Annotated in this window: 23 protein-coding genes; 17 read left to right on the top strand and 6 right to left on the bottom strand. The window is 64.0% G+C overall.

The window, feature by feature from the left end; genetic code table 11:
* From BM194_RS17990 to BM194_RS18000, 3 genes are all read left to right on the top strand, one after another.
* Window positions 1-426, top strand: a 426-nt coding sequence (locus BM194_RS17990) for an SIS domain-containing protein (RefSeq protein ID WP_143097623.1), incomplete at its 5' end; no start/stop codon positions are given.
* Window positions 427-456: 30 nt separating this feature from the next.
* Window positions 457-1,287 (top strand): DUF72 domain-containing protein, encoded by an 831-nt coding sequence (locus tag BM194_RS17995; protein WP_092849727.1) that lies wholly within the window; start codon window positions 457-459, stop codon window positions 1,285-1,287.
* A gap of 436 nt (window positions 1,288-1,723) precedes the next feature.
* Window positions 1,724-3,064: a sodium-dependent transporter gene (locus BM194_RS18000; protein ID WP_092849729.1), complete on the top strand. Its 1,341-nt coding sequence runs from the start codon at window positions 1,724-1,726 to the stop codon at window positions 3,062-3,064.
* 9 nt (window positions 3,065-3,073) lie between these two features.
* On the opposite strand, the gene BM194_RS18005 is transcribed toward BM194_RS18000, so the two are convergent.
* The gene (locus BM194_RS18005; RefSeq protein ID WP_092849732.1) at window positions 3,074-3,301 is read right to left on the bottom strand and encodes a PA3496 family putative envelope integrity protein; all 228 of its coding nucleotides are present in this window, start codon (window positions 3,299-3,301) and stop codon (window positions 3,074-3,076) included.
* Window positions 3,302-3,474: 173 nt separating this feature from the next.
* Between BM194_RS18005 and hexR the strand changes: the two genes are divergently transcribed.
* The 4 genes from hexR to BM194_RS18025 all read left to right on the top strand — a co-directional run bounded on the left by hexR (window position 3,475) and on the right by BM194_RS18025 (window position 8,376).
* Window positions 3,475-4,329 (top strand): transcriptional regulator HexR, encoded by an 855-nt coding sequence (gene hexR, locus BM194_RS18010; protein ID WP_092849734.1) that lies wholly within the window; start codon window positions 3,475-3,477, stop codon window positions 4,327-4,329.
* A 108-nt stretch (window positions 4,330-4,437) separates the two neighbouring features.
* Complete coding sequence (gene uvrD, locus BM194_RS18015; RefSeq protein WP_092849738.1) at window positions 4,438-6,660, top strand: DNA helicase II; 2,223 nt, start codon at window positions 4,438-4,440, stop codon at window positions 6,658-6,660.
* Between the two features lie 10 nt (window positions 6,661-6,670).
* Complete coding sequence (locus BM194_RS18020; protein WP_092849741.1) at window positions 6,671-7,144, top strand: phosphate-starvation-inducible PsiE family protein; 474 nt, start codon at window positions 6,671-6,673, stop codon at window positions 7,142-7,144.
* A gap of 146 nt (window positions 7,145-7,290) precedes the next feature.
* On the top strand, window positions 7,291-8,376 hold the full coding sequence (locus BM194_RS18025; protein ID WP_092849746.1) for a TRAP transporter substrate-binding protein: 1,086 nt from the start codon (window positions 7,291-7,293) through the stop codon (window positions 8,374-8,376).
* Window positions 8,377-8,412: 36 nt separating this feature from the next.
* On the opposite strand, the gene BM194_RS18030 is transcribed toward BM194_RS18025, so the two are convergent.
* Window positions 8,413-8,817, bottom strand: a complete 405-nt coding sequence (locus BM194_RS18030) for an acyl-CoA thioesterase (RefSeq protein WP_092849749.1) — start codon at window positions 8,815-8,817, stop codon at window positions 8,413-8,415.
* 112 nt (window positions 8,818-8,929) lie between these two features.
* Here BM194_RS18030 and BM194_RS18035 point away from each other — a divergent pair, with 112 nt between their 5' ends.
* The 7 genes from BM194_RS18035 (at window position 8,930) to fhuF (ending at window position 16,844) form a co-directional block, all read left to right on the top strand.
* Complete coding sequence (locus BM194_RS18035) at window positions 8,930-9,907, top strand: PstS family phosphate ABC transporter substrate-binding protein (protein ID WP_092849752.1); 978 nt, start codon at window positions 8,930-8,932, stop codon at window positions 9,905-9,907.
* Window positions 9,908-9,960: 53 nt separating this feature from the next.
* Window positions 9,961-12,111: an ABC transporter permease subunit gene (locus tag BM194_RS18040; RefSeq protein ID WP_092849754.1), complete on the top strand. Its 2,151-nt coding sequence runs from the start codon at window positions 9,961-9,963 to the stop codon at window positions 12,109-12,111.
* A complete protein-coding gene (pstA, locus tag BM194_RS18045) occupies window positions 12,108-13,676 on the top strand; it encodes a phosphate ABC transporter permease PstA (RefSeq protein ID WP_092849757.1) in 1,569 nt (522 codons plus the stop codon). Before BM194_RS18040 ends, pstA begins: the two co-directional genes overlap by 4 nt.
* A 59-nt stretch (window positions 13,677-13,735) precedes the next feature.
* Complete coding sequence (pstB, locus tag BM194_RS18050; protein WP_177223465.1) at window positions 13,736-14,509, top strand: phosphate ABC transporter ATP-binding protein PstB; 774 nt, start codon at window positions 13,736-13,738, stop codon at window positions 14,507-14,509.
* A gap of 22 nt (window positions 14,510-14,531) precedes the next feature.
* Window positions 14,532-15,260: a phosphate signaling complex protein PhoU gene (gene phoU, locus BM194_RS18055; RefSeq protein ID WP_092849762.1), complete on the top strand. Its 729-nt coding sequence runs from the start codon at window positions 14,532-14,534 to the stop codon at window positions 15,258-15,260.
* A gap of 26 nt (window positions 15,261-15,286) precedes the next feature.
* Window positions 15,287-16,012 carry a sulfate transporter CysZ gene (cysZ, locus tag BM194_RS18060; RefSeq protein WP_092849763.1) on the top strand — a complete coding sequence of 242 codons (726 nt, stop codon included), beginning with the start codon at window positions 15,287-15,289 and terminating at the stop codon, window positions 16,010-16,012.
* 70 nt (window positions 16,013-16,082) lie between these two features.
* The gene (fhuF, locus tag BM194_RS18065; RefSeq protein WP_092849766.1) at window positions 16,083-16,844 is read left to right on the top strand and encodes a siderophore-iron reductase FhuF; all 762 of its coding nucleotides are present in this window, start codon (window positions 16,083-16,085) and stop codon (window positions 16,842-16,844) included.
* Here the strand turns inward: fhuF and phoR are convergent.
* The 4 genes from phoR to BM194_RS18085 all read right to left on the bottom strand — a co-directional run bounded on the left by phoR (window position 16,787) and on the right by BM194_RS18085 (window position 20,550).
* On the bottom strand, window positions 16,787-18,145 hold the full coding sequence (gene phoR / locus BM194_RS18070; protein WP_092849768.1) for a phosphate regulon sensor histidine kinase PhoR: 1,359 nt from the start codon (window positions 18,143-18,145) through the stop codon (window positions 16,787-16,789). The genes fhuF and phoR overlap by 58 nt on opposite strands.
* A 152-nt stretch (window positions 18,146-18,297) precedes the next feature.
* Window positions 18,298-18,987, bottom strand: coding sequence for a phosphate regulon transcriptional regulator PhoB (gene phoB, locus BM194_RS18075; protein ID WP_092849770.1), 690 nt, complete (start codon window positions 18,985-18,987; stop codon window positions 18,298-18,300).
* Window positions 18,988-19,087: 100 nt separating this feature from the next.
* Entirely contained in the window at window positions 19,088-19,981 is an 894-nt protein-coding gene (gene ubiA / locus BM194_RS18080) for a 4-hydroxybenzoate octaprenyltransferase (protein ID WP_092849773.1), read from the bottom strand.
* Between the two features lie 29 nt (window positions 19,982-20,010).
* Window positions 20,011-20,550, bottom strand: coding sequence for a chorismate--pyruvate lyase family protein (locus BM194_RS18085; protein ID WP_092849775.1), 540 nt, complete (start codon window positions 20,548-20,550; stop codon window positions 20,011-20,013).
* Between the two features lie 75 nt (window positions 20,551-20,625).
* Between BM194_RS18085 and BM194_RS18090 the strand changes: the two genes are divergently transcribed.
* The 3 genes from BM194_RS18090 to BM194_RS18100 all read left to right on the top strand — a co-directional run bounded on the left by BM194_RS18090 (window position 20,626) and on the right by BM194_RS18100 (window position 22,711).
* Window positions 20,626-21,786 (top strand): NAD(P)/FAD-dependent oxidoreductase, encoded by a 1,161-nt coding sequence (locus tag BM194_RS18090; RefSeq protein WP_092849777.1) that lies wholly within the window; start codon window positions 20,626-20,628, stop codon window positions 21,784-21,786.
* A 123-nt stretch (window positions 21,787-21,909) separates the two neighbouring features.
* Window positions 21,910-22,185, top strand: coding sequence for an HU family DNA-binding protein (locus BM194_RS18095; protein ID WP_092849781.1), 276 nt, complete (start codon window positions 21,910-21,912; stop codon window positions 22,183-22,185).
* Window positions 22,186-22,351: 166 nt separating this feature from the next.
* Window positions 22,352-22,711 carry an NUDIX hydrolase gene (locus tag BM194_RS18100; protein WP_092849841.1) on the top strand — a complete coding sequence of 120 codons (360 nt, stop codon included), beginning with the start codon at window positions 22,352-22,354 and terminating at the stop codon, window positions 22,709-22,711.
* Window positions 22,712-22,802: the final 91 nt, after the last annotated feature.

The raw sequence follows: 22,802 nt of genomic DNA on the forward strand, positions 1-22,802 counted from the left end.
CTGTTCCTGGGGCGCGGTGCGCATTACCCGATCGCGCTGGAAGGGGCGCTCAAGCTCAAGGAGATTTCCTACATCCATGCCGAGGCCTATCCCGCCGGGGAGCTCAAGCATGGGCCGCTGGCCCTGGTCGACAGCGAGATGCCGGTGATTTCCGTGGCGCCCAACGACGAACTGCTCGAAAAGCTCAAGTCCAATCTGCAGGAGGTGCGGGCCCGTGGCGGCGAGCTGTTCGTGTTCGCCGACGAGCGTGTCCACCTGACGGAGTCCGAGGGCATCCGCGTGCTGCGCCTGCCGCACGTCGACGAGGCGCTGGCACCGATTCTCTACACGTTGCCGCTGCAGTTGCTGTCCTATCACGTCGCCGTGCTCAAGGGCACCGACGTCGACCAGCCGCGCAACCTGGCCAAGTCGGTCACCGTCGAGTAGCCATTGCGCCCGCTCCATCTGGGATTGCCGATGTGGGCCAATGCCGAGTGGCGTGGCGGATTGTATGCCCGCCACGCCCCGGCAGAGGCTTTCCTCGAGGACTATGCCCAAGTCTTCTCCAGTGTCGAGGGCAATACCACGTTCTATAGCGGTGCCCCGCGACAGGCAACAGTCGATGCCTGGGCGCGCCAGGCACCTGCCGATTTTCGTTTCTGCTTCAAGCTGCCCTCCGAGTTGACGCATGAGAGACGTCTGGTCGGCATCAAGGATGATCTCGAGATATTTCTGGAGCGCCTGGCACCGCTGCAAGATCGGCTCGGCCCGGTGATGATCCAGTTGCCACGGGATTTCGGCGCTGAAGAATTGCCGCAGCTCGAGGCATTATTGTGCGACTGGCCCCAGTCCATTCCCTGTGCCGTCGAAGTGCGTGCCAGTGAATTTTTCCACAAGGGGATGGCCGAGCAGCAGCTCAACCGCCTGTTGATAACTCATGGTGTGGATCGTGTGATGCTCGACGTCAGGCCACTGTTTTCCACCACGGCAGAGAACGATACGCGTCTCTATCGAGCCCAGCAGGAAAAGCCGAAACGTCCATTACACGTACTTTCCACGGCATCGAGCCCCATCATCCGCTTTATTGGCCACTTCGATTGGTCGATCAATGAGCGCTATTTTGAACCTTGGATTAACTGCCTTTCCCTGTGGATAAATCAGGGGAAAACCCCTTTTCTTTTTGTGCATACTCCCGACAACCGCCAGGCGCCACAGTTGGCCAGGCATCTTTATTCACGCCTGGCAGCGGCTTCGAGTCTACCGGATTTGAACGAATTCCCCGGCGAACGGCAGAACACACTTTTCTAATCTATTGTCACTATCGGCGTCGAGGCTGGCCATTAACGCAACATTCCGATAGTTTTGTCGGCTTCTTGCGTTTACTTGGCAATTCTTGCTGGAAGGAAAGGGCATTCCTTGTATTTTCCAGTGGCCGGTAGACGTGGTGCATCGTCACAGGCTGTGGTCCCCACCCGGACCAGCGTGAGACGGTGCGACGCGGCGGTGATCCTGCCTGCGGCAGGCAGCCCGACGGGCAATTCGGGGCAAGCCAACCCGCTTTCGTTGACTGAATGCGACCTCTGCCTTGCCTTCGCCCGCGATTTACCGATGACCTCGGGCTGCAGGATCCTGTCATGCCTTGTCCGTATCGCGCGATCCGCGACACGGAAGACGTGACCCAACAAAGACAAGCCGTCATTGCATCCGATCGATCGATGACGTCACGTACTCTCAGGGTGAACTCATGTCGAAACAGCTTCACGCGCACTGGTCCTCACGGCTGGCCTTCATTCTTGCGGTAACGGGGTCGGCGGTTGGCCTGGGCAACATCTGGAAATTCCCATACATGGTGGGGGAGAGTGGCGGGGCCGCCTTCGTGCTCATCTACCTGATCTGTATCGCCTTCATCGGCCTGCCGATTCTGGTCGCCGAATGGCTGATCGGTCGGCGCGGCCAGAAGAACCCGATAAATACCATGGCCGAGCAGGCCCGGCTCAACGGCCGCAGCGGGCTGTGGACCGTCGTCGGTATCAGTGGCGTGCTGGGCGCGTTCCTGATCCTGTCGTTCTACAGCGTGATCGGTGGCTGGTCGCTGTCCTACACGCTGGGCTCGGTAACCGGCAACTTCAGCGGCCAGGACGCCGATGGCATCGGTGCACTGTTCGAAGGCATGCTGGGCAACCCGGGCATGATGCTGGGGTGGCATTCCGTGTTCATGCTACTGGTCATCGGTATCGTCGCCCGCGGTGTCACCAAGGGCCTGGAAGGTGCAGTACGCACCATGATGCCGGCTCTGGCGGTGTTACTGCTGATCCTGGTCGGTTACGGCATGACCACCGGACATTTCGGCGAGGCGCTGGCCTACCTGTTCAATCCCGACTGGAGCAAGCTGACCGGCAGTACCGTCCTGGCCGCCCTGGGGCATGCCTTCTTCACCCTGTCGCTGGGTATGGGCATCATGATGGCCTACGGTTCCTACCTCGGTGAGGATGTCAGCCTGCTCAGGACGGCACGGACCGTGGTGATCATGGATACCGTCATCGCCCTAGGGGCCGGGTTGGCGATCTTCCCCATCGTGTTCGCCAACGGCCTGGACCTGGCCTCCGGCCCGGGGCTGATCTTCGTCACGTTGCCCCTGGCGTTCGGCAGCATGGCCGGCGGCACCATTCTGGGACTGATGTTCTTCCTACTGCTGACCTTTGCAGCACTGACCTCGGCCATTTCGTTGCTCGAGCCAGTGGTCGAGTTCGTCGAGGAGCGGTCTCCGCTGGGCCGTGTCGGATCCGCGCTGGTTGCGGGAGCGGGCGCCTGGGCGCTGGGGATTGCCGCGCTGCTGTCGTTCAACGTATGGAGCGATCCGCTGCTCTTCGGCCTCAACACCTTCGACCTGCTCGATACGCTGACCAGCAAGTTCATGCTGCCGCTGACCGGTCTCGGGGCGATTGTCTTCGCCGCCTGGTGTCTTGATCGCGACAGTGTCCACCGCGAACTGGGCCTCTCCGGGGCCGGTTCGACGATGTGGTCTCTCGCTGCCCGTTACATTGCGCCGCTCGGCGTGATCGTGGTTTTCGTCGGCAGTCTCTAGGGCGATGGCTCAGTGACGCCCCTTGTCTCGGGGCGTCTCGCCCGGGACATCGTCGCTCAGGTCGGCGATGTCCTTTTCCAGCCGCTTGATCTCGTTGTGACGTTCGATGCCTCGTCGGGCCCGCAGGTGGCGCACGGCGGCGTTTTTCTTGCGCGCTTCGTGCTCGGCCACTTGCAGTGACATGAAGATGTCGAGGAGTTCGTGTTTCACGGAGGCCAGGGGTTCGGCGTTACGCATGATCAACTCTCCTGTTCGGCGAAGAGGTGTCGTTGACGACACGTCATTACTTACTATAAACCAGTTGACAAAATCATTACGTTGACGACAAGACGTGCAAAATCTCCCCCTGCCCCCTCATTTTGGGCATACTGCAGTTGCGCCATGCCATTCTAAAGCTTCGGGAGCGAACCGTGAGCCGTGCCCTGTTCGATGAAATGAGACGCCGCATGGAGCACTTTCGTCGCTCCGAGCAGAAAGTGGCGCGCTTCGTACTGCGAAACCCTGAAGAAGTTATCCACATGCGGATCGTCGACCTGGCCACCGAAGCCAAGGTCAGCGAACCTACCGTGGTGCGCTTCTGCCGCGCCCTGGGCTGTAGCGGATTTCAGGATTTCAAGCTGCGCCTGGCCCAGATGCTGGCCACCGGTAGCCAGTTCGCCCAGTTCTCGATGAACGACAGCGACAGCGTGGCCGAGTTTTCCCATAACATCTTCGATTCCACCGTCGGCACGCTGCTGTCGGTGCGTGACCGGCTGGACATCGAGTCGCTGAGCAAGGCGATCAATGCCTTGGCCATGGCCAACCGCGTCGAGTTCTACGGCTTTGGCGCGTCCGGGGCCGTGGCCTTCGATGCGCAGCACAAGTTCTTCCGCCTGCAGATCTCGACCTCGGCCTATGCCGACCCGCACATGCAGAACATGTCCGCGGCGACATTGAAGGAAGGCGACGTGGTGGTGGCTATCTCGCAGACCGGACGCACCCGGGCGCTGGTCGACAGCGTGCGCATGGCGCGCGATGCCGAGGCGACCGTGATCGGCCTGTGCCCGAGTGGTTCGCCACTGGCCGCCGAGGTGACGTTGCCGCTGTATATTGACGTGCACGAGGACACCGAAATCTACACGCCGATGAGTTCACGCATTGCCCATCTGGTCCTCATCGATGTGCTGGCGGTGGGTGTGGCCAAGACCCGCGGGCCGCGGCTGGCCGAACAACTGAAGGCGGTGAAGCGAAGCTTGAACCCGTTGCGTTTCCCTGAGCCCGAGTAAAGCGTGCTGCACTTGCGCTCGGCCCGTCGGGCAATGAAACGGCGTCAGCGTCGAAGAGATGGGTTATGGTAAGCTGAGCGTCCATTTCGACACGCCGACAGCCGTTGCATGAACGACGTATCTCCTGGCGACGTTTCGTCGCTGCTCGACGATCTCAATCCTGCCCAGCGCGAGGCCGTCAGTGCACCGCTGGGCAACATGCTGGTACTGGCCGGCGCCGGTTCGGGCAAGACCCGGGTGCTGGTGCATCGTATCGCCTGGTTGATGCAGGTCGAGCGTCTCTCGCCCTATGCCATCCTCGCCGTGACCTTCACCAACAAGGCGGCCCGCGAGATGCGCACGCGTCTCGAGGCGCTGCTTGGCCTGTCGCTGCGCAATATCTGGGTCGGCACCTTCCACTCCATTGCCCATCGCCTGCTGCGTACCCACTGGCAGGATGCACGGTTGCCCCAGCACTTCCAGATCATCGATGGCGATGACCAGTTGCGACTGATCAAGCGCCTGCTCAAGGACCACAACATCGATGACGAGCGCTACCCGCCGCGCCAGGTGATGTACTTCATCTCCAGTTGCAAGGAGGAAGGATTGCGTCCGCATCAGGTCCAGACTCACGGCGACGCCTACATGGGCCAGATGGTCGAACTCTACGAGCGCTACCAGTTGACCTGCGAACGCGGCGGGCTGGTCGACTTCGGCGAGCTGCTGTTGCGCAGCCTCGAACTGCTGCGCGACAACCCGCGCCTGCTGGCGCACTATCGCGAGCGCTTCGCCCACCTGCTGGTCGATGAGTTCCAGGACACCAACACGCTGCAGTACGCCTGGCTCAAGCTGTTGGCCGGCGACAGTGCCGGGCTAACCGTGGTCGGCGACGACGACCAGTCAATCTACGGCTGGCGCGGGGCGCGGGTCGAGAACATCCGCCGCTTCGAGCAGGAATTCCCCAACACGCGCACGGTACGCCTGGAGCAGAACTATCGCTCGACCAGCGCCATTCTCGACGCCGCCAATACGCTGATAAGCCACAACGCGGGGCGCATGGGCAAGGAACTGTGGACGGCCGGCGCCAAGGGCGAGCCGATCTCGGTGTATGCCGGCTTCAACGACCTGGATGAGGCACGCTTCATCGTCGACACCATCAAGGAAAAGGTCGACGAGGGCTTCAACCGTCGCGAGATCGCCATCCTCTACCGCTCCAACGCCCAGTCACGGGTCATCGAGGAAACCCTGATCCGCCAGGGCATGCCGTACCGTATCTACGGCGGGCAGCGCTTCTACGAGCGCCTCGAGATCAAGAACGCACTGGCCTACCTGCGGCTGTTGCTCAACCGCGAGGACGATGCCTCGCTGGAGCGCGTGATCAACGTGCCGGCCCGCGGCATCGGCACGCGTACCGTGGAGATCCTGCGCGAGCGCGCCCGCGACCGGGGCATCTCGCTGTGGCAGGCGTTGCACGACAGCGTCAGCGACGGCACCTGCAAGGGCCGCGCGGGCAATGCCCTGACCGCCTTCGCCAACCTCATCGAACGGCTCGACAACGACACGGCCGGCATGTCGCTTCACGAGATCATCGATCACATCAACGAGATGTCGGGGCTGGTCGAGCATCACCGCAGCGAGAAGGGCGAAAAGGGCCAGGCACGGGTCGAGAACCTCGAGGAACTGGTCACGGCCGCGCGCGCCTTCACTCAGGGCGATGTCTTCGAATTGCCGGAAGCCGGCGAGGGCATGGCGGCCCTGGAGGCCTTCCTGGCCGAGGCGGCACTCAACGCCGGCGACCACGAGGCCGACGAATTCGAGGATGGCGTGCAACTGATGACGCTGCACTCCGCCAAGGGCCTGGAGTTCCCCGTGGTGTTCATCGCCGGCGTCGAGGAAGGCCTGTTTCCGCACAAGATGTCGATGGAGGAGCCCGGCCGTCTCGAGGAAGAGCGTCGGCTATGCTATGTCGGTGTGACCCGTGCCATGCACAAGCTCTACCTGACCTACGCCGAACTGCGCCGCCTGCATGGCAAGGAAACCTTTCAACGTGCGTCGCGCTTTCTGCGCGAGCTGCCCGAGGAACTGCTGGAGGAAGTCCGCCTGCGTGGCCAGGTCTCGCGACCGGTCACCGCGACGCGTCCCGGGCATGGCCTGTCACAGCAGAGTTCGGTCTCGGCGGGCGACGACCTGCCATCATTGTCGCTGGGCCAGCGGGTCAGCCATCCGCTGTTCGGTGAGGGTGTCATCCTCAATGCCGAAGGGCAGGGGGAACGCGCCCGGGTCCAGGTCAGCTTCGAGGGCGAGGGCGACAAGTGGTTGGTGCTGGGCTTCGCCAAGCTAACTCCACTCTGAGGCGACTGCCATGAGAAAATGGTTTCCCGAACTGCTCGATAGCTGGTCGCAGCTTTCCGGTTATCAACGATTCGAGCGTCTGGTGTCGCTTGTCCTGACCGTGGCCATCAGCGGCGTGGTGCTGGTGGCAATTTATTATCTGGTCCTGCACGTCTTCGACCTGCTGTTCGTCCAGACTCGCGATCCCTTCGATTACCGCGTGTTCCAAGCGGTCTTCGACATGATACTGACCGTGCTGATCGCCATGGAATTCAACAATTCCATCGTGCGAACCATGAGCGAGCGTGGCGGCTTCATCCATGTCGAGATCGTGGTGCTGATCGCGATCATGGCCGTAGTGCGCAAGTTCATGGTCATGGACCTCGATGCCATCGAGCCCATGAAGATATTCGGCCTTGCTGCGGGCGTGCTCGGCCTGGGAGTCTGCTACTGGCTGGTACGCCATGGCAACCGCCTGCGCGACGGCGATAAAAAATCGTCTTGAGCCGATTGCGGCGCCTTGCCGGTCAATTCAGCCTTCACGCATACTGTTCGGCTTGATTGCAGGTTCGGCGAGGCTGTCGCCGGGCGCTTTGGACACATGCTTTCCGTTTCGGAACATAATAAACGCTTGTCAGGAGTCACGTTCGCATGCAACGCCGCAAGTTTCTTTCCGTTCTCGGTGCCGGCGCGGTCGGTGCCGTCGCCGCTCCCTTCGTTTCCACGGCCCGTGCCCAAGACACCATTCGCTGGAAGATGGTCACCTCCTGGCCAAAGAACTTCCCTGGCCTGGGAACCGGCGCCAACGATTTCGCCAAGCGTATCGGTGAGCTGTCCGGCGGACGCATGCAGGTCGACGTGTATGGCGCCGGGGAACTGGTACCGGCGCTCGAGGTCTTCGATGCCGTTTCCAGCGGCACGGCGCAGATGGGCCATTCCGCATCCTACTACTGGCGCGGCAAGGTCCCGGCGGCGCAGTTCTTCACCGCCGTGCCGTTCGGCATGAACACCACCGAGACCAACTCCTGGCTGTACCAGGGCGACGGCATGAAGCTGTGGGACGAACTCTACGCCGAACATAACCTCAAGCCGCTCGCGGTGGGCAACACCGGGACGCAGATGGCCGGCTGGTTCAAGAAGGAAATCAACTCGCTGGAGGACATGCAGGGGCTCAAGATTCGCTTGCCGGGTCTGGCGGGCGAGGTCATGAACCGCATCGGCGCCACGGCGGTGAACATGCCGGGCTCGGAGATCTTCACCTCGATGCAGACCGGTGTGCTCGATGCCGCGGACTGGGTCGGCCCCTACAATGATCTGGCCTTCGGCCTGCATCAGGTCGCCGATTATTACTACACCACGGCGTGGAACGAGCCCAGTGCGATTCTCGAAGGCACCGTCAATCTGGATGCCTGGAACTCGCTGCCCGACGACCTCAAGGCGGTGGTGGCCGAGGCGGCACGTTCGGCGAACCTGGCGATGATCGATGAATTTACCTACCGCAACGCCGAAGCGCTCAAGGCACTGGTCGATGAGCACGGCGTCCAGCTCAAGCAGTTGCCGGACGATGTCGTCAAGGCACTGGCGGAGGCCTCACAGGCGGTTCTCGAGGAGCAGACCGGCAACGACCCCGCCTCGAAGAAGATCTACGATTCCTATCGCCAGTTCCAGCAGTTCGTGAAGGCCTATACCGATGTCGGTGAGTTCGCGTATCTGAAGAACCGCGAAATGGTGAGGTAAGGCAAGCGACGAGCGCCATGCCGGATGGCGGGGCGCTTATCGTGCCGGGACGGCGCGGATGCGCCCGTTGTCGTCCAGCGCCACCATCACGAAGCGTGCCTCGGTGACCTTGTAGAGTTCGTCGGGGCTGCGCTCGTGGGGCGGACGTATCCACACCTCGACATCGATCTTGATCGAGCTGCGGCCGATGTCGCGCACCGCCGTGAAGACATTGACCACGGACCCAACCCGTACCGGGCACAGGAAATCCATGGCCTCGATGGCGACCGTGGCGGTGCGCCCGTGCGCCAGCCGCCCGGCACAGAGTTCGGCCGCCTGGTCCATCTGGTTGACCAGCCATCCACCGGCAATGTCGCCATAGACATTGGTGTCCTGGCCGGTGGCCAGCAGCTTGAGCGTCAGGTCGCCCTGCGGGGCGGGTACGTCATCGAGGTCGGTCATGATCGGCTCGCTTCCCAACGGTTGTTATTGTCACACTGAAATGCGGCCATCTTAACCCTCGCCATGGTCATCGGCCATAGGTCGTCGTGGCGAACCATCTACGGAGGCAATCATGGTCGATCGTCGCTTGCCGGGCTTGTGGGTGCTGCTGGCTTGGCTGGTCGTGTCACTCCCGGCCCAGGCACAGCCCGAGCGCCTGGCGATCGTTGCTGGCAACCTGGACATTACCGGTTCGGATACCCTGGCCGAGCTGATGATAGCCTGGGGGGAACGCTTCGAGCGGCAGCATCCCGGGGTGCGTGTGCAATTGCAGGCCACCGGGTCGGCGACGGCGCCGCCGGCGCTGGTGGAGGGCACCAGCCGGGTTGGCGCGATGTCACGTCCCATGACGTCGAGCGAACGGGATGCCTTCATCGAACGCTATGGCTACGCGCCGTTGGTGGTGCCCGTCGCCATCGATGCCCTGGCCGTCTTCGTGCACCGCACGAATCCACTGGAGGCCATCAGCCTGGCACAACTGGATGCGTTGTTCTCGGACACGCATCGTTGCGGTGCGTCCCGGGCGCTGACGCGCTGGGGAGACCTGGGGTTGACGGGGCGCTGGCGGGATCGACGCTTCGATCTGCATGGCCGAACTGCAGCCTCGGGTACCTACGCCATCTTCAAGCGCGACGTGCTGTGCCATGGTGACTTTCGACCCCAGGTCAACAAGTACACGGGTTCCTCGGCCGTCGTGGCGGCCGTGGCGGAAAGCCCGGCCGGCATCGGCTATGCGGGCATGGGCTACGTGACCGGCGCCGTGAAGCCGCTGGCGCTGATCGATGCCCGGGGCGAACGTGTCTCGCCGACCATGGCGGCGGCCATCAGTGGCCGCTATCCACTGGCGCGTCCCCTCTATCTGTATGTCAACCTGCCGCCCGGCGAACGGCTACCGCCCCTGGAGCGGGCCTTCTTCGACCTGGTGCTGTCGGGCGAAGGACAAGCGCTGGTGCGCGAGGCGGGCTTCGTGCCACTGGCCGAGGAGACACGTGTCCAGGCCCGACATGCGCTGGGCCTGGACACATCACCGGAACCCATGTCATCCGACTGACATGAAATTGTCGTAAAGTGCTGCTCCATGCTTGAGTGACGGACCGCTGAGCCATGATCGATCATTCCACGCCTGCCCTGGGCCTGCGCCGTCGGCTGCGCCAGTCGCGCGACCGCCTGGCGACGCTGTTGATCAGCGCCGGCGGCATCGGCGTCATTGCCGCCGTGCTGGCGATCGGTGTGTTTCTGGCGCTGGAAGTGGCGCCATTGTTCACGTCGGCAAGCGTCGATGCCGAGACGTCACCGCTTGCCTTGAACCGCGAACAGGATGAGGTGGCCTGGATGCAGGTTGATGGCCCGGCGCAGATCACCTTGCTGGATTCGCACGGGACAGTCTGGCAAGGCTCCCCGTCGCAGACACTCGCGCCCGTGGCGAGGCTGGGGCAGGAACAGGCCATTGTCAGTACGGCACACACATCGCGGTGGCTGGCCCTGGGCCTGAGCCAAGGCGAGGTCATCCTGGTGCCGCGTGGCGACGATGCGCGCCCGAGATGGTCGCAGGCGAGCCGCTACGCCCTGTTTGCCGGACAGCCGGTCGACGAGCTGGTCATGCAGGGCAACGACGACGAACGCTGGCTGTTGGCCGGCCGCAGCGACACAGACGACGTCGCCATCATCATGAAGCGCGGTGCGACCGATACGGCACGACGCCATGCGCTGGCGGAACGCGCCTCGCACCTGGCGCTGGGGGGGGATCGTCTGGTGCTCGCCGACGATTCACAATTGTCGGTCTGGTCGTTGGCCGCATCCGAGCCACGGTCGTTGGGGCAACTGACCGCGGTGAGCGCGGATCGACAAATCACTGCGATGACCTACCTGGTCGGTGGCGAGACCCTGCTGGTCGGCGACAGCGGCGGGGGGATACGTCGCTGGCTGAATACGCATGGCGAGGCGGCACCGCTGGTTGCTGCCGAACCTTACCGCGGCATGGACAATGCGCCGGTCATCGGGTTGCTGGCGTTTCCCGAGCGTCGCCTGGCCCTGGCCATCGGTGCCGATGGCGGACTGGCGCTCTATCAGGCCTTGGCCGGTCAGCGCTGGCGAGGCAAGACGCCGGACGGCCTTCCGCGAGCGGTGGATTTTACCGCCGATGGTCGCGCGCTGTGGTGGCTCGGCGACATGGGCCTGACCCGGTTAGCCATCACCGCCGAACATGCCGAGGTGAGCTGGGAAACGCTCTGGACGCCGGTGCTCTACGAAGGCCATGACGAAGCGCTGCATCGTTGGCAGGTCGCGACCGGCGGCGTCGAGAGCGAAACCCGCTTCGGACTGGCGCCATTGGCCTGGGGCACGCTCAAGGCAGCGGCCTGGGCGCTCGTCTTCGCGATTCCGCTGGCCCTGGGCGCCGCCGTGCACAGTGCCGTCTACATGTCGGCGCACTTGCGCACACGCATCAAGCCGACGCTCGAGTTGATGGAGGCGTTGCCCGGCGTGGTCATCGGGTTCGTGGCCGGGTTGGTGTTGGCCCCCTACGTCGAGCGGCACCTGGCCGGGGCCTTGGCTCTGGCCGTGATCCTGCCGCTGGGCATGCTGCTGGCGGGAGCGCTCTGGGCACGTCTGCCGCATGGCCTGCGTGCTCGATTGCCGCTGGGTTGGGCGGGGATCTGGCTGATGCCCTGGCTGGCGCTGCTGGTGTGGCTGGCCATGTACAGCGCACCGAGCCTGGAGGCGCTGGTGTTCGGTGGCGACCTGCGAGCCTGGCTGGAAACCCGGCTGGGGCTCGATTACGCCAGTCGCAACGCCATGATCGTGGGCCTGGCGATGGGCTTCGCGGTGGTGCCCACGATCTATGCCCTGGCCGAGGATGCCTTGGCCGGGGTGCCGCGCAGCCTGGGCGAAGGTGCCCAGGCATTGGGCGCGACCCGCTGGCAGGCGCTGTGGCGCGTGCTGCTGCCGGCGGCGAGCCCGGGCATCTTCTCGGCAGTGATGATCGGTGCCGGGCGTGCCGTCGGTGAAACCATGATCGTGCTGATGGCGACGGGCAACACGGCACTGATGTCATGGAATCCCTTCGAGGGCCTGCGTTCGGCGGCAGCCAACCTGGCCATCGAACTGCCCGAGGCAGCGGTGGGCAGTACCCATTATCGGCTGTTGTTCCTGAGTGCCCTGCTGCTGTTCGTGTTCACTTTCTGCGTCAATACGCTGGCCGAGGTGGTGCGCCTGCGTCTCAAGCGTCGTTACCGTCATCTGGGGAGTGGGACATGACGTCATGGCGCCGGCAGGGTGAAGGAGGCTGGCCATGGCTGGCGGCGGGCAGCGTGGCGTTGTCGCTGCTGGCGCTGCTGGCACTGCTGGTGTTGCTTGGCAGTCGGGGGCTGGCGCATTTCTGGCCGGCGCCGGTCGAGGTCGTCACGCTGGAATCCGGGGAGCGCTTTGCCGGGCAACGGGTGCGCCAGGAACGTATCGCCGGCGATCCCCAGGTTGACGTGCTCTACCGCACCGGCAACCGCGACCTCGACGGCAGCTACTGGCGCTGGGTGGGTGCCGGTGCCATCGACACTCGCCGGTATCCCGACGACCTGCTGGTACTGGAGCGCGAGCACTGGGGAGAATTTCTGGGACGGCTGGTGGCGCTCCGTGCGGCAGGCGACGCGGTGCCGTTGCCTGCGGCAAGCGATGAGGCCTGGCATGTCCTGCGCGAAAGACTGACGCGGGTGGAGGCGCTACGCGAACAACGCCGACAGTTGAGCGAAGACGTGATCGCCCCCTTGGCGAGGCGTCTGGCGGCGCTGCGTAGTTCAGAAGCGCTGGACCCGGCACGGCAGCAGACACTGACCGAGCAGTGGGAGGCGGCCCGCCAACGGCTGGATGCGCTCGATACCGCCCTGGCACGGGATGCGTTGATTCTCGAGAGCGTCGATGGCCAGCGGCTGGAACAGCCATTGGCCGGGGTGCTGGCGGCCTGGCGGCCCAATGCCATGTCCTGGGTCGACAGACTGCTGCACTGGGGGCGCGGCGTGGGTCGGTTTCTCAGCGAGGGACCGCGCGCCGGCAGTCTCGAAGGCGGCGTATGGCCGGCCATCTTCGGCACGGTGATGATGGTGCTGCTGATGTCGCTGATCGTCACGCCCTTTGGGGTGCTGGCCGCCGTCTACCTCAACGAGGTGGCCCGCCAGGGGCCGCTGATCCGCCTGGTGCGCATCGCCGTGCGCAATCTGGCCGGCGTGCCGTCGATCGTCTACGGCGTGTTCGGCCTCGGGGTGTTCGTCTATGGCATCGGTGGCCAGCTCGACAGCTGGTTCTTCAGCGAGCGGCTGCCGTCGCCGACCTTCGGCACCGGCGGCCTGCTGTGGGCATCGCTGACCCTGGCCCTGCTGACCCTGCCGGTGGTCATCGTCGCCACCGAGGAGGGCCTGGCACGGATTCCCGACCAGCAGCGTGAAGGCGCGCTGGCGCTGGGTGCCACCCGCTACGAGATGCTGCGCCGGGTCGTGCTGCCCATGGCCGTACCGGCCATGCTCACCGGTGTGATCCTGGCGGTGGCGCGTGCCGCCGGCGAGGTGGCGCCGCTGATGCTGGTAGGCGTGGCACGGCTGGCGCCCCAGCTACCGCTGGACGGTGAGTTCCCCTTCCTGCATCTTGATAGCAAGTTCATGCACCTTGGCTACCATATCTACAACATCGGCTTTCAGGGCGGCGATGTCGAGCGGGCCCTGCCGCTGGTGTATGCCAGTGCGCTGCTGCTGGTCGTGGTCATCGTGGTGCTTAACCTAACTGCAATATTTCTGCGTCATCATCTGCGGGCACGTCATCGTGCTCCGGAGCGTTAAGAGGTTATTCGACGTTGTCAGCCACCTTGCCATCCCGAGTGACATCGGCATCAGCGGCAGTGACGGACTTTGCCAGCACGGCCAGCTGCTTCGAGATCGAGGGGCTGTGCCTGGCCTACGATGGCAAACAGGCATTGCGCAATCTGACGCTGCGCATCCCGCGCCAGCGGGTAACGGCGTTCATCGGCCCCTCAGGCTGCGGCAAGTCGACCCTGCTGCGTGTGCTCAACCGTCTGCACGATCTCAACGAGGACGTCAGTCGGCAGGGGCGGGTGAGCCTGGAAGGCCAGGATATCCATGCCCCGCAGGTCGACGTGGCGGAATTGCGTCGGCGGGTGGGCATGGTGTTCCAGACGCCCAACCCCTTTCCGATGTCGATCTACGACAACGTGGCCTTCGGTGTCCGTCTGCAGGGCATCAAGCGCAAGCGCGTGCTCGACGAAATCGTCGAGTGGGCACTCGACTCGGCGGCATTGTGGGACGAGGTCAAGGATCGCCTGCACGGGTCGGCCTGGGCCTTGTCCGGCGGCCAGCAGCAGCGTCTGGTGATCGCCCGGACCCTGGCGGTACAGCCCGACGTGCTGCTGCTCGACGAGCCGGCATCGGCGCTCGATCCGATATCGACCCTCAAGATCGAGGAATTGATTCGTTCGCTCAAGTCGCGGCTGACCCTGGTCCTGGTCACGCACAACATGCAGCAGGCGGCGCGGGTCTCGGACTACACGGCCTTCCTGCAGGATGGCGAACTCGTCGAATATGCCGCCACCGACAACCTGTTCACCAACCCCCGGCTACGGCGTACCGAAAACTACATCACGGGCCGCATGAGCTAATCCTGCGGTCGAGGAGTCAGACATGGACATCACCAGCGATACTCACAGCCAGCACATTTCCAAGCAGTTCAACCATGAACTCGAGGAACTCAAGACCCACCTGATGGCCATGGGCGGCCTGGTCGAGAAGCAGGTCCAGGATGCCATCGAGGCCCTGCTCGAAGGCGACAGCCGGCTGGCCGAGCGCGTGCGCGACAACGACCAGGCCGTCAACGACATGCAGCTCAAGATCGACGAGGAAGCGACTCGCGTGCTGGCCCGTCGCCAGCCGGCGGCGTCCGACCTGCGTCTGGTGCTGGCGGTAATCCGCGCCACCTCGGATCTCGAGCGCATCGGTGACGAGGCCAGCAAGATCGCCCGCAACGCCCTGGCCCTGGTGGAAGCCGGACGCAATGCGCGCGGCTTCGTCGAGGTTCGCCACATCAGCGAGCACGTCCGGCGCATGGTGCGCGACGCACTGACTGCCTTCGCGCGTTTCGATATCGAGCTGGCCGTCAAGGTGGCGCAAGAGGACGACACCGTCGACAGCGAATACACTACCGCCATGCGCTCGCTGATGACCTTCATGATGGAAGACCCGCGCTCGATCAGTTCGATCCTCAGCGTGATGTGGATCCTGCGGGCGCTGGAACGCATCGGTGACCACGCCGACAACCTGGCCGAATATGTCATTTACCTGGTCAAGGGGCTCGATGTGCGCCATACGGCGAGCGACAAGCTTGACGATCAGGTCGGCAAGCATAAGAGTTAGGCCTTTTCGCAACGGAAAAGGCTCATATGCTCAACGCGTTTGGCGCCCTGGCGCAGGGAACCCGGCTGGTATTGTCGAAGGGCCTGCGCCGCTACGTCTTCATGCCGGTGCTCGTCAACCTGATCCTGTACGCAGGTACCATCGTCTATCTGCTCAACAATTTCGGTGGCTGGATCGACTACTGGATGCTCAAGGTGCCGGGCTGGCTGGAATGGCTGGAATGGTTGATCTGGCCATTGCTTGTACTGAGCCTGGTCGTGGTGGTGTTCTTCACCTTCACCCTGGTCTCCAACCTGATCGCGGCGCCGTTCTACGGTTTCCTTGCCGAGAAGGTCGAGTTGCGTGTCACCGGGCAGCCGCCCAGCGATGACCGCGGCTTCACGCGCACGGCCATCGACTCGCTGGGCCGAGAGCTGGTCAAGCTGGGGTACATCCTGCCGCGCATGGCGCTGCTGTTCGCGCTCGGTTTCGTGCCCGGCCTCAACCTGATCATGCCGTTTCTGTGGGCGGCGTTCTCCGCCTGGATGATGGCGATCACCTATCTCGATTATCCGATGGACAACAACCGGGTCAGTTTCAAGGACATGCGCCGGCGTCTTCGCGCCCGCTGGTGGCCGACACTGACCTTTGGCGGCTGGGTGCTGGCGGCAACCTGGATACCGCTGGCCAACCTCATCTTCCTGCCCGGGGCGGTCGCCGGCTCGGTGCTGATGTGGCAGCAACATTACCGGCAACTGCCGGTCGTCCGGTAACGTGCGGGCGTTTGTATCGAGAATGGTTTTCATCTAGCATGCATGGGCATTCGCCGATCGGGCCGTGCCCATGCTGCCTTCACTCTCGGCCCTGTTTCAGGGGCCCCTTGCCGTCTTCCATGACCGGGTCCTGCTGACACCACAGGCCCAGGGCGATGTCGTGCCGGTGCAGCAGCTGTTTACCCCCCGCGGACTCGATGGCGTGCTGGACCGCTACGCCGGGGCGTTCACGACGCCGGTCTATCGCCGTCCCGATCGTCGGGCACTGGTGTCACAATGGTCCAAGTATTTCCTGGCTCAGGTGGTCTATGTGCCGGTAGCGGCCAATCTGTTGCTCGACCGGCGCCTGCCGGTGGCATTCGACACGCTGGGTGTCCAACTCGATGAACTGGGGCTGGTGGAACGTCTGGTGATCCCTCACGAGGGCGAGCACGTCTCGGTGCCCAAGGGGGATGTCGAGGCGCGCCTGCGCCCGCTGATGGAGGGACTGCTGTGGCCGGTCATTGCCAGCATGACGGCGCATACCGGGATCGGCAGCAAGGCGCTGTGGAGCAATGTGGGCCATTACTACGCCTACCTGATCGGCCTGCTCCAGGACCTTCCCGCCCCGCCACCCTCGGTCGATGACGGAGCGCGCCTGATGGGCCTGTCCTGTTTCGCCGATGGCGAGCGCAACCCTCTCTATCGCCCGGTGCGTCACGTCGAGAACACCGAGGGTCAAGTCGAGTCGTTGCGGCGTGTCTGCTGCATACGTTACAAGCTGCCCGGTCTCGACTACTGCGGTAACTGCCCGCTGCCGGCGGCCTGTGCCATGCGCCGTGAGCCGGCCTGAGTCGCTTCGTCATCCTGCACGACCAGCCGTTCGGCCGGAAACACGCAGCGGAACAGCGCGCCTTCGCCGGGGCGGGAGTCGATCTCCAGTTGGGCGTCGTGACGCAGCAGCACGTGCTTGACGATGGCCAGGCCCAGCCCGGTGCCGCCGGTTTCCGCGCTACGCCCCTTGTCGACGCGGTAGAAGCGCTCGGTGAGGCGTGGGATGTGTATCGGATCGATGCCTTCACCGTCGTCCTCGACTTCCAGCGCCGCGCCATTGCGGTAGGGGCGCCAGCGTAGCGTGATCGTGCTGTCCGGCGGCGTGTAGCGCACCGCATTGAATACGAGGTTGGAAATAGCGCTGCGAATTTCCTGGGCGACACCGGACAGGCGGGCGCTTTCCTGAATTTCGACACGCAGCACATGCCGGTCGCCGGACAACGATTCGGCATCCTGGCGTACGCTGTCGAGCAGCCCGGGAATGTCGATGGGCTCGGCCTGCTCGACCTGATGATCGGTTTCCAGACGCGATAGCAGCAGCAGGTCGGTGACCAGGTTCTGCATACGTGTGGTCTGCTGCTGCATCTGTCCAATGCCGCGTTGCCAGCGAGGCGGCAACTGGTCCGCGTACTCGCCGTAGGTTTCCAGATAGCCGGCCAGTACGGTCAGCGGGGTGCGCAACTCATGGGATACGTTGGCGACGAAGTCGCGACGCATCTGCTCCAGGCGGTGCAGGCGTGTGATGTCGCGGGCCATCACCAGCCGTTCGTTGTCACCGAACAGCGTGATCTGAAACTGCAGGACCAGGTCGTCGCGAATCGGGGAAGGCAGTGTCAGTGGCTCACGGTAATCGCGGGCGTTGAAGTACGCGATGAAACGCGGGTCGCGCAGCAGGTTGGTAACGTGCTGGCCACGGTCGTGGCGGGTCTGAAGGCCGAGCATGCGCTCGGCGGCGGAATTCCACCATTCCATGTCGCCGCGACTGTCGAGCATGACCACGCTGTCGCGCATGGCTTCCGAGGAGTCCTGCACGCGGCGGATGATGTCGCGCAGGCGTTCCTGGGTCTGGCGCTGGCCCTTCTGGTAGCGATACAGGCGGTCGAACAGATCGCCCCACACCCCCGTTCCTGCCGGCGGTTCCTGCCCCGGGTGCAGGGCCAGCCACACGTAGAGCTGGCGCAAATGGCGCAGGTGAATGAAGACGAACAGGCCCAGGCCGGCAGCCAGCCCCCAGCCCGGTTCGCCCAGCACCCAGCCCAACAGACCCAGGCCGCCGACCAGGTAGGCCAGCCGCCAGAGTTCATTGGTCCAGTAGTACATCGCGAGCCTCAGAGGGTGTTTACAAGATGGGCGAACGAAGGCACGGCAAGGCGAAATTGAGCGAAAAAGCGCAGTTTACGAGAGGTAAATGAGCATTTTGAGAACAATTTCAACGCAGTATTGCCGAGTGCAGCCATTTTGTAGATACCCTCTCAGACCCTGGCCGAGAAGCGATAGCCAGTACCGCGTACGGTCTGGATCATCTGCTGGTGAGGGTCGCCCAGCGCCTTGCGCAGGCGGCGGATATGCACGTCGACGGTGCGTTCCTCGACATAGACGTTGCCGCCCCATACCTGGTCGAGCAACTGCCCCCGGGTATAGGCGCGCTCCTGGTGTGTCATGAAGAACTGCAGCAGGCGATATTCGGTAGGCCCGATTTCCAGTGCCTGGCCATGGGAGGAAACGCGATGGCTGGCAGGGTCGAGCAGCAGGCCCTCGACTTCCACCGCCTCTTCCACGCCGCGTGGCGTGGTGCGACGCAGTACCGCCTTGAGTCGTGCCACCAGCTCGCGTGGCGAGAATGGCTTGGTGATGTAATCGTCGGCGCCGGCCTCGAGCCCCTGAATCTTGTTGTCTTCCTCACCCTTGGCGGTAAGCATGATGATCGGCAACTCGGCGGTGGTTTCCTCGCGCTTGAGGCGCCGGGCGAGTTCGATGCCGCTGGTACCGGGCATCATCCAGTCCAGCAACAGCAGATCGGGTTTCTCGTCGACCACCATGGCATGCGCGGTCTGGGCATTGTCCGCCTCGAGCACGCGATAGTCGGCCATCTCCAGGGCCACGGCGATCATTTCCCGGATGGAGGCTTCGTCATCGACGATCAGAACGGTCTTCGAAGTCATTCACCTGGCCTCGAGCAGTAAACGGATGCTTTCCTTGAGTATCCGCAATGACAGGACAGTGACGATTACACCGCGACGATATGACAACAATATGACACAGCTAGAAGACCGTCGGCCACAGATCCAGCACCAGACCGGCGCATAGCGTCAGCCCGGCCCAGTGATTGTTGAGGAAGGCGCGGAAACAGCGCTCCCGCGAGCGGTCGCGGATCAGCCAGTGCTGATAGGCGAAAATCGCCGCCATGCCGGCCAGCCCCACCCAGTAGAAGCCGCCCAGGCGCAGTTCGCCGCCGACGATCATCAGTAGCAGCACGGTCACGCCCTGCAGCAGGGCTATCATCAGCCAGTCGAGACGGCCAAACAGCACGGCGGTGGACTTGATGCCGATCTTCAGGTCATCGTCGCGATCGACCATGGCGTATTCGGTATCGTAGGCCACCGTCCAGGCCACGTTGGCGAAAAACAACAGCCAGGCCTCCATGGGCACCGACTCGGTCACCGCCCCGAACGCCATGGGAATCGCCCAGGAAAACGCCGCGCCCAGGAACAGCTGGGGCAGGTGGGTGTAACGCTTCATGAATGGGTAGATGGCGGCCAGCACCACGCCGCCGAAGGAGAGCATCACGGTGAACAGGTTGGTGAAGCAGACCAGCACGAAGGCGGCCGCGACCAGCCCGACGAACAGGCCCTTGGCCTCGCGTTCACTGATGCGCCCGGTGGCCAGCGGACGGTCCTTGGTGCGCTTGACGTGGCCGTCGAAATGGCGGTCGGCGTAATCGTTGATCACGCAGCCCGCAGCACGCATCAGGTAGACGCCGACAACGAAGATCAACAGGGTATCGCGTGCCGGCACTCCCCCGGAGGCGATCCACAGCGCCCACAGGGTGGGCCACATCAGCAGCCATGTCCCGATCGGCCGGTCGAGGCGGGTCAGGTGCAGGAAGTCGGGCAGCCGCGCGAGTCCGCGGGGTTGCGTGGCTTGGGCTTGGGTCATGAAGGCCTCCGGAAACGGTCGCGGCCAGTCTAGCGTGAAGGCAGGCCCAATTCATCCGCCATGCGTGCAGTGAAGAACTCCTGGACCAGCACCCGGAAGCGCCCATGGCGAAACTCCGAGCGTCGTCCCCACAGGCTGGGCAGGGTGCAGGGACTCGCCGCGGTCACGCTGATCGGGCCGCGCTCCAGGTCCGGCTGACGGAACAGCCAGGACCCCAGTGACCGATCGCCAAGCTGGCCCAGACGCTGGCCGTGGAGAGCATCGAGGGGAGCCACCGAGCGCGCCATGACCCAGGGGCGCTCACCGGCACACAGGGCCACTTCACGGCACCAGACGTAGTGCGATGGAGAGACGGCCAGGGCCAGCGCCTCGTCGCGGCGTGGCCGAGTCAGGCACTGTGCCAGCAGGCGAACCCGAAAGTCACCGTCGGCGGCCTCGATCAGGCGCGCCGTCAAGGAGTCGGTCGAGGCGACCCAGTGCCACCAGTCGGGACTCATGGCAGGCCGCCAGGCGGCGGCAGGACGCCAGGCAAGCGAAGGCGATGACGTGAAGGCGTGATGCTGCACCATGGGCTCCCGGGCCAAACGACGGGCGGTAGTGTAACATGCCGTTCCAGCACCCCATGAGCCACTTCCAGGAGCGTCATGAGCGCACCCTTGACCATCCTCGGTACCGGCATGGCCGGCCTGGGCCTGGCCCGTCAGTTGCGCAGCCGCGATCCCGAGCGTCCGATCACCCTGATCACCGCCGACAGCGGTGACGAATATTCCAAGCCACTGCTGTCCACTGGCTTCGCCAAGCGCATGCCGCCCGAGCGGCTGGCGACCCGCTCGGCCCTGGCGGTCGCCGCCCAGCTCAATGCCGTGGTACGCACCCACACCCGGGTGGATGCGATAGACACTGCGGCACGCGAGCTGGTGATCGGTGCCGAGCGCCTCGCCTATGGCGAGCTGGTGCTGGCCACCGGCGCCGCTCCCCGGCCGCCGTTCACGATTCCCAAGACACTCGCCTCGCGGGTGTTCACCATCAATGATCTCGACGATTACCGGCGTTTCCATGCCGCGCTCGCTGCCCTGGAGCGTCCCGCCCGGGTCGCCATCGTCGGCGCTGGCCTGGTGGGCTGCGAATTCGCCAACGACCTGCGTGCCGGCGGGCATGCAGTGGCGGTGATCGCGCCCGAGAGCACGCCCCTGCAGCGCTTGTTGCCCGAGCCGCTGGGCAAGGTACTGGGCGACAGCCTGGCCGAGATCGGCATCGAGTGGCAACTCGGGCGCAGCCTGCAGACGCTGGCGGAGGACGGCGGCGACGTTCGGCTGGTACTGGACGATGGCCATGGCCTGGATGCCGATCTGGTACTGGTGGCCACCGGCCTGACCCCCCGCACCGCGCTGGCGGCCGCGGCGGGACTCGAGACCAGCACCGCAGGCGTCCATGTCGACCGCTACCTGCAGACCTCCGTGGCAGGCGTTCGTGCGTTGGGCGACGTGGCCTGCGTCGATGGCGTCAACGCCATGTATGTCCAGCCATTGCAGGCCAGTGCCAAGGCACTGGCGGCGACCCTGAGCGGCACGCCGACCCCGGTCAGCTACGGTGCGTGGCCGATCCTGGTCAAGACACCGGCCTGTCCGGTGGTGTCCCTGCCACCCGGCAAGACACCGGCTCGTTGGCGAATCGAGGGCGAGGGGCAGGCCATGAGTGCCCTTGCCGAGGATGAAGACGGACGTTTGATTGGTTTTGCGTTGACAGGCGACAGCGTGCGGAGGAAAGTCGAACTGGCGCGAGCCGCGCCGGCATTGCTAGTCTAGTGTCGTCTCAACCTTCGTGAGCGTCCTCATGCTGCGAAGGCTTAGCTTTATCCCTTTTGTCGAAGAACAAGAATGGGCGGGCTATTTCCGCCATTGCTACAGCCAAATCAGGAGGCTCCTTTTATGCGTAAGCCAGAACTCGCCGCGGCGATTGCCGAGCGTGCCGATCTTTCCAAGGACAAGGCCAGCCAGGTGCTCAACGTCATTCTCGACGAGATCACCGGTTCCGTGGCCAAGGGCCAGGATGTGTCGTTGATCGGTTTCGGTTCGTTCACCGTACGTGAGCGTGCGGCACGTACCGGCAAGAACCCCCAGACCGGCGAGTCGCTGACCATTCCCGCCAGCAAGACCGTGGCCTTCAAGGCCGGCAAGGCGCTCAAGGATGCGGTAGCCAAGTAAGGTCGATCGATGGCGCCGGAGAGTCAGTCGGATGGCCTCGACTCCCGGCGCATGCCGGCACCCCATCGCCGGCTTTCCTGCCCCTGCCATCCTGCTTACCGATCACGAATCGACCGCGTGGCATGCCAACTGGCAACGGGGCGATTCCGTCAAGCTTGGAGGCTGCATGAAACTTCGCCTGATGCTGTGGATGCTTGGCCTGATGCTGAAGCGTGCCCGGCGCGGCAACCGGCGCTTTCGTGACGCGTTGAACGACCTCCAGCGAATGGATTGGGGGATCGCCACCGAGGATCTGAGCATTGCCCGCCACTACCGCATGACGCCAGCCGCGATCCGCACGGCCCCCGGCCTGCCGGTGGACCTCGATCTGGAACTGCGCTTTCGCGACAGTGAATCGGCCCTGGAAATCCTGCGGCGCCCGACCCAGCGTGCCTTTCTCGAAGGCCTGATGGATGGCCGGGTACGCCTGGTCGGCGACTCCCGCGACCTGACGCGCCTGCAACGGCTGCTCTCGGCCATGCGTTGACGAGTTGCAGCGACGCGGCATTCCAGTCACGCCAAGTGCTGGTTATTATACGAAAGTCGTAGTCGCTCTGACCGGATGTTTGCCTTCGCTT

This window comes from Modicisalibacter xianhensis (assembly GCF_900113605.1).
In the GTDB taxonomy this organism is placed as follows: Bacteria; Pseudomonadota; Gammaproteobacteria; order Pseudomonadales; family Halomonadaceae; genus Modicisalibacter; species Modicisalibacter xianhensis.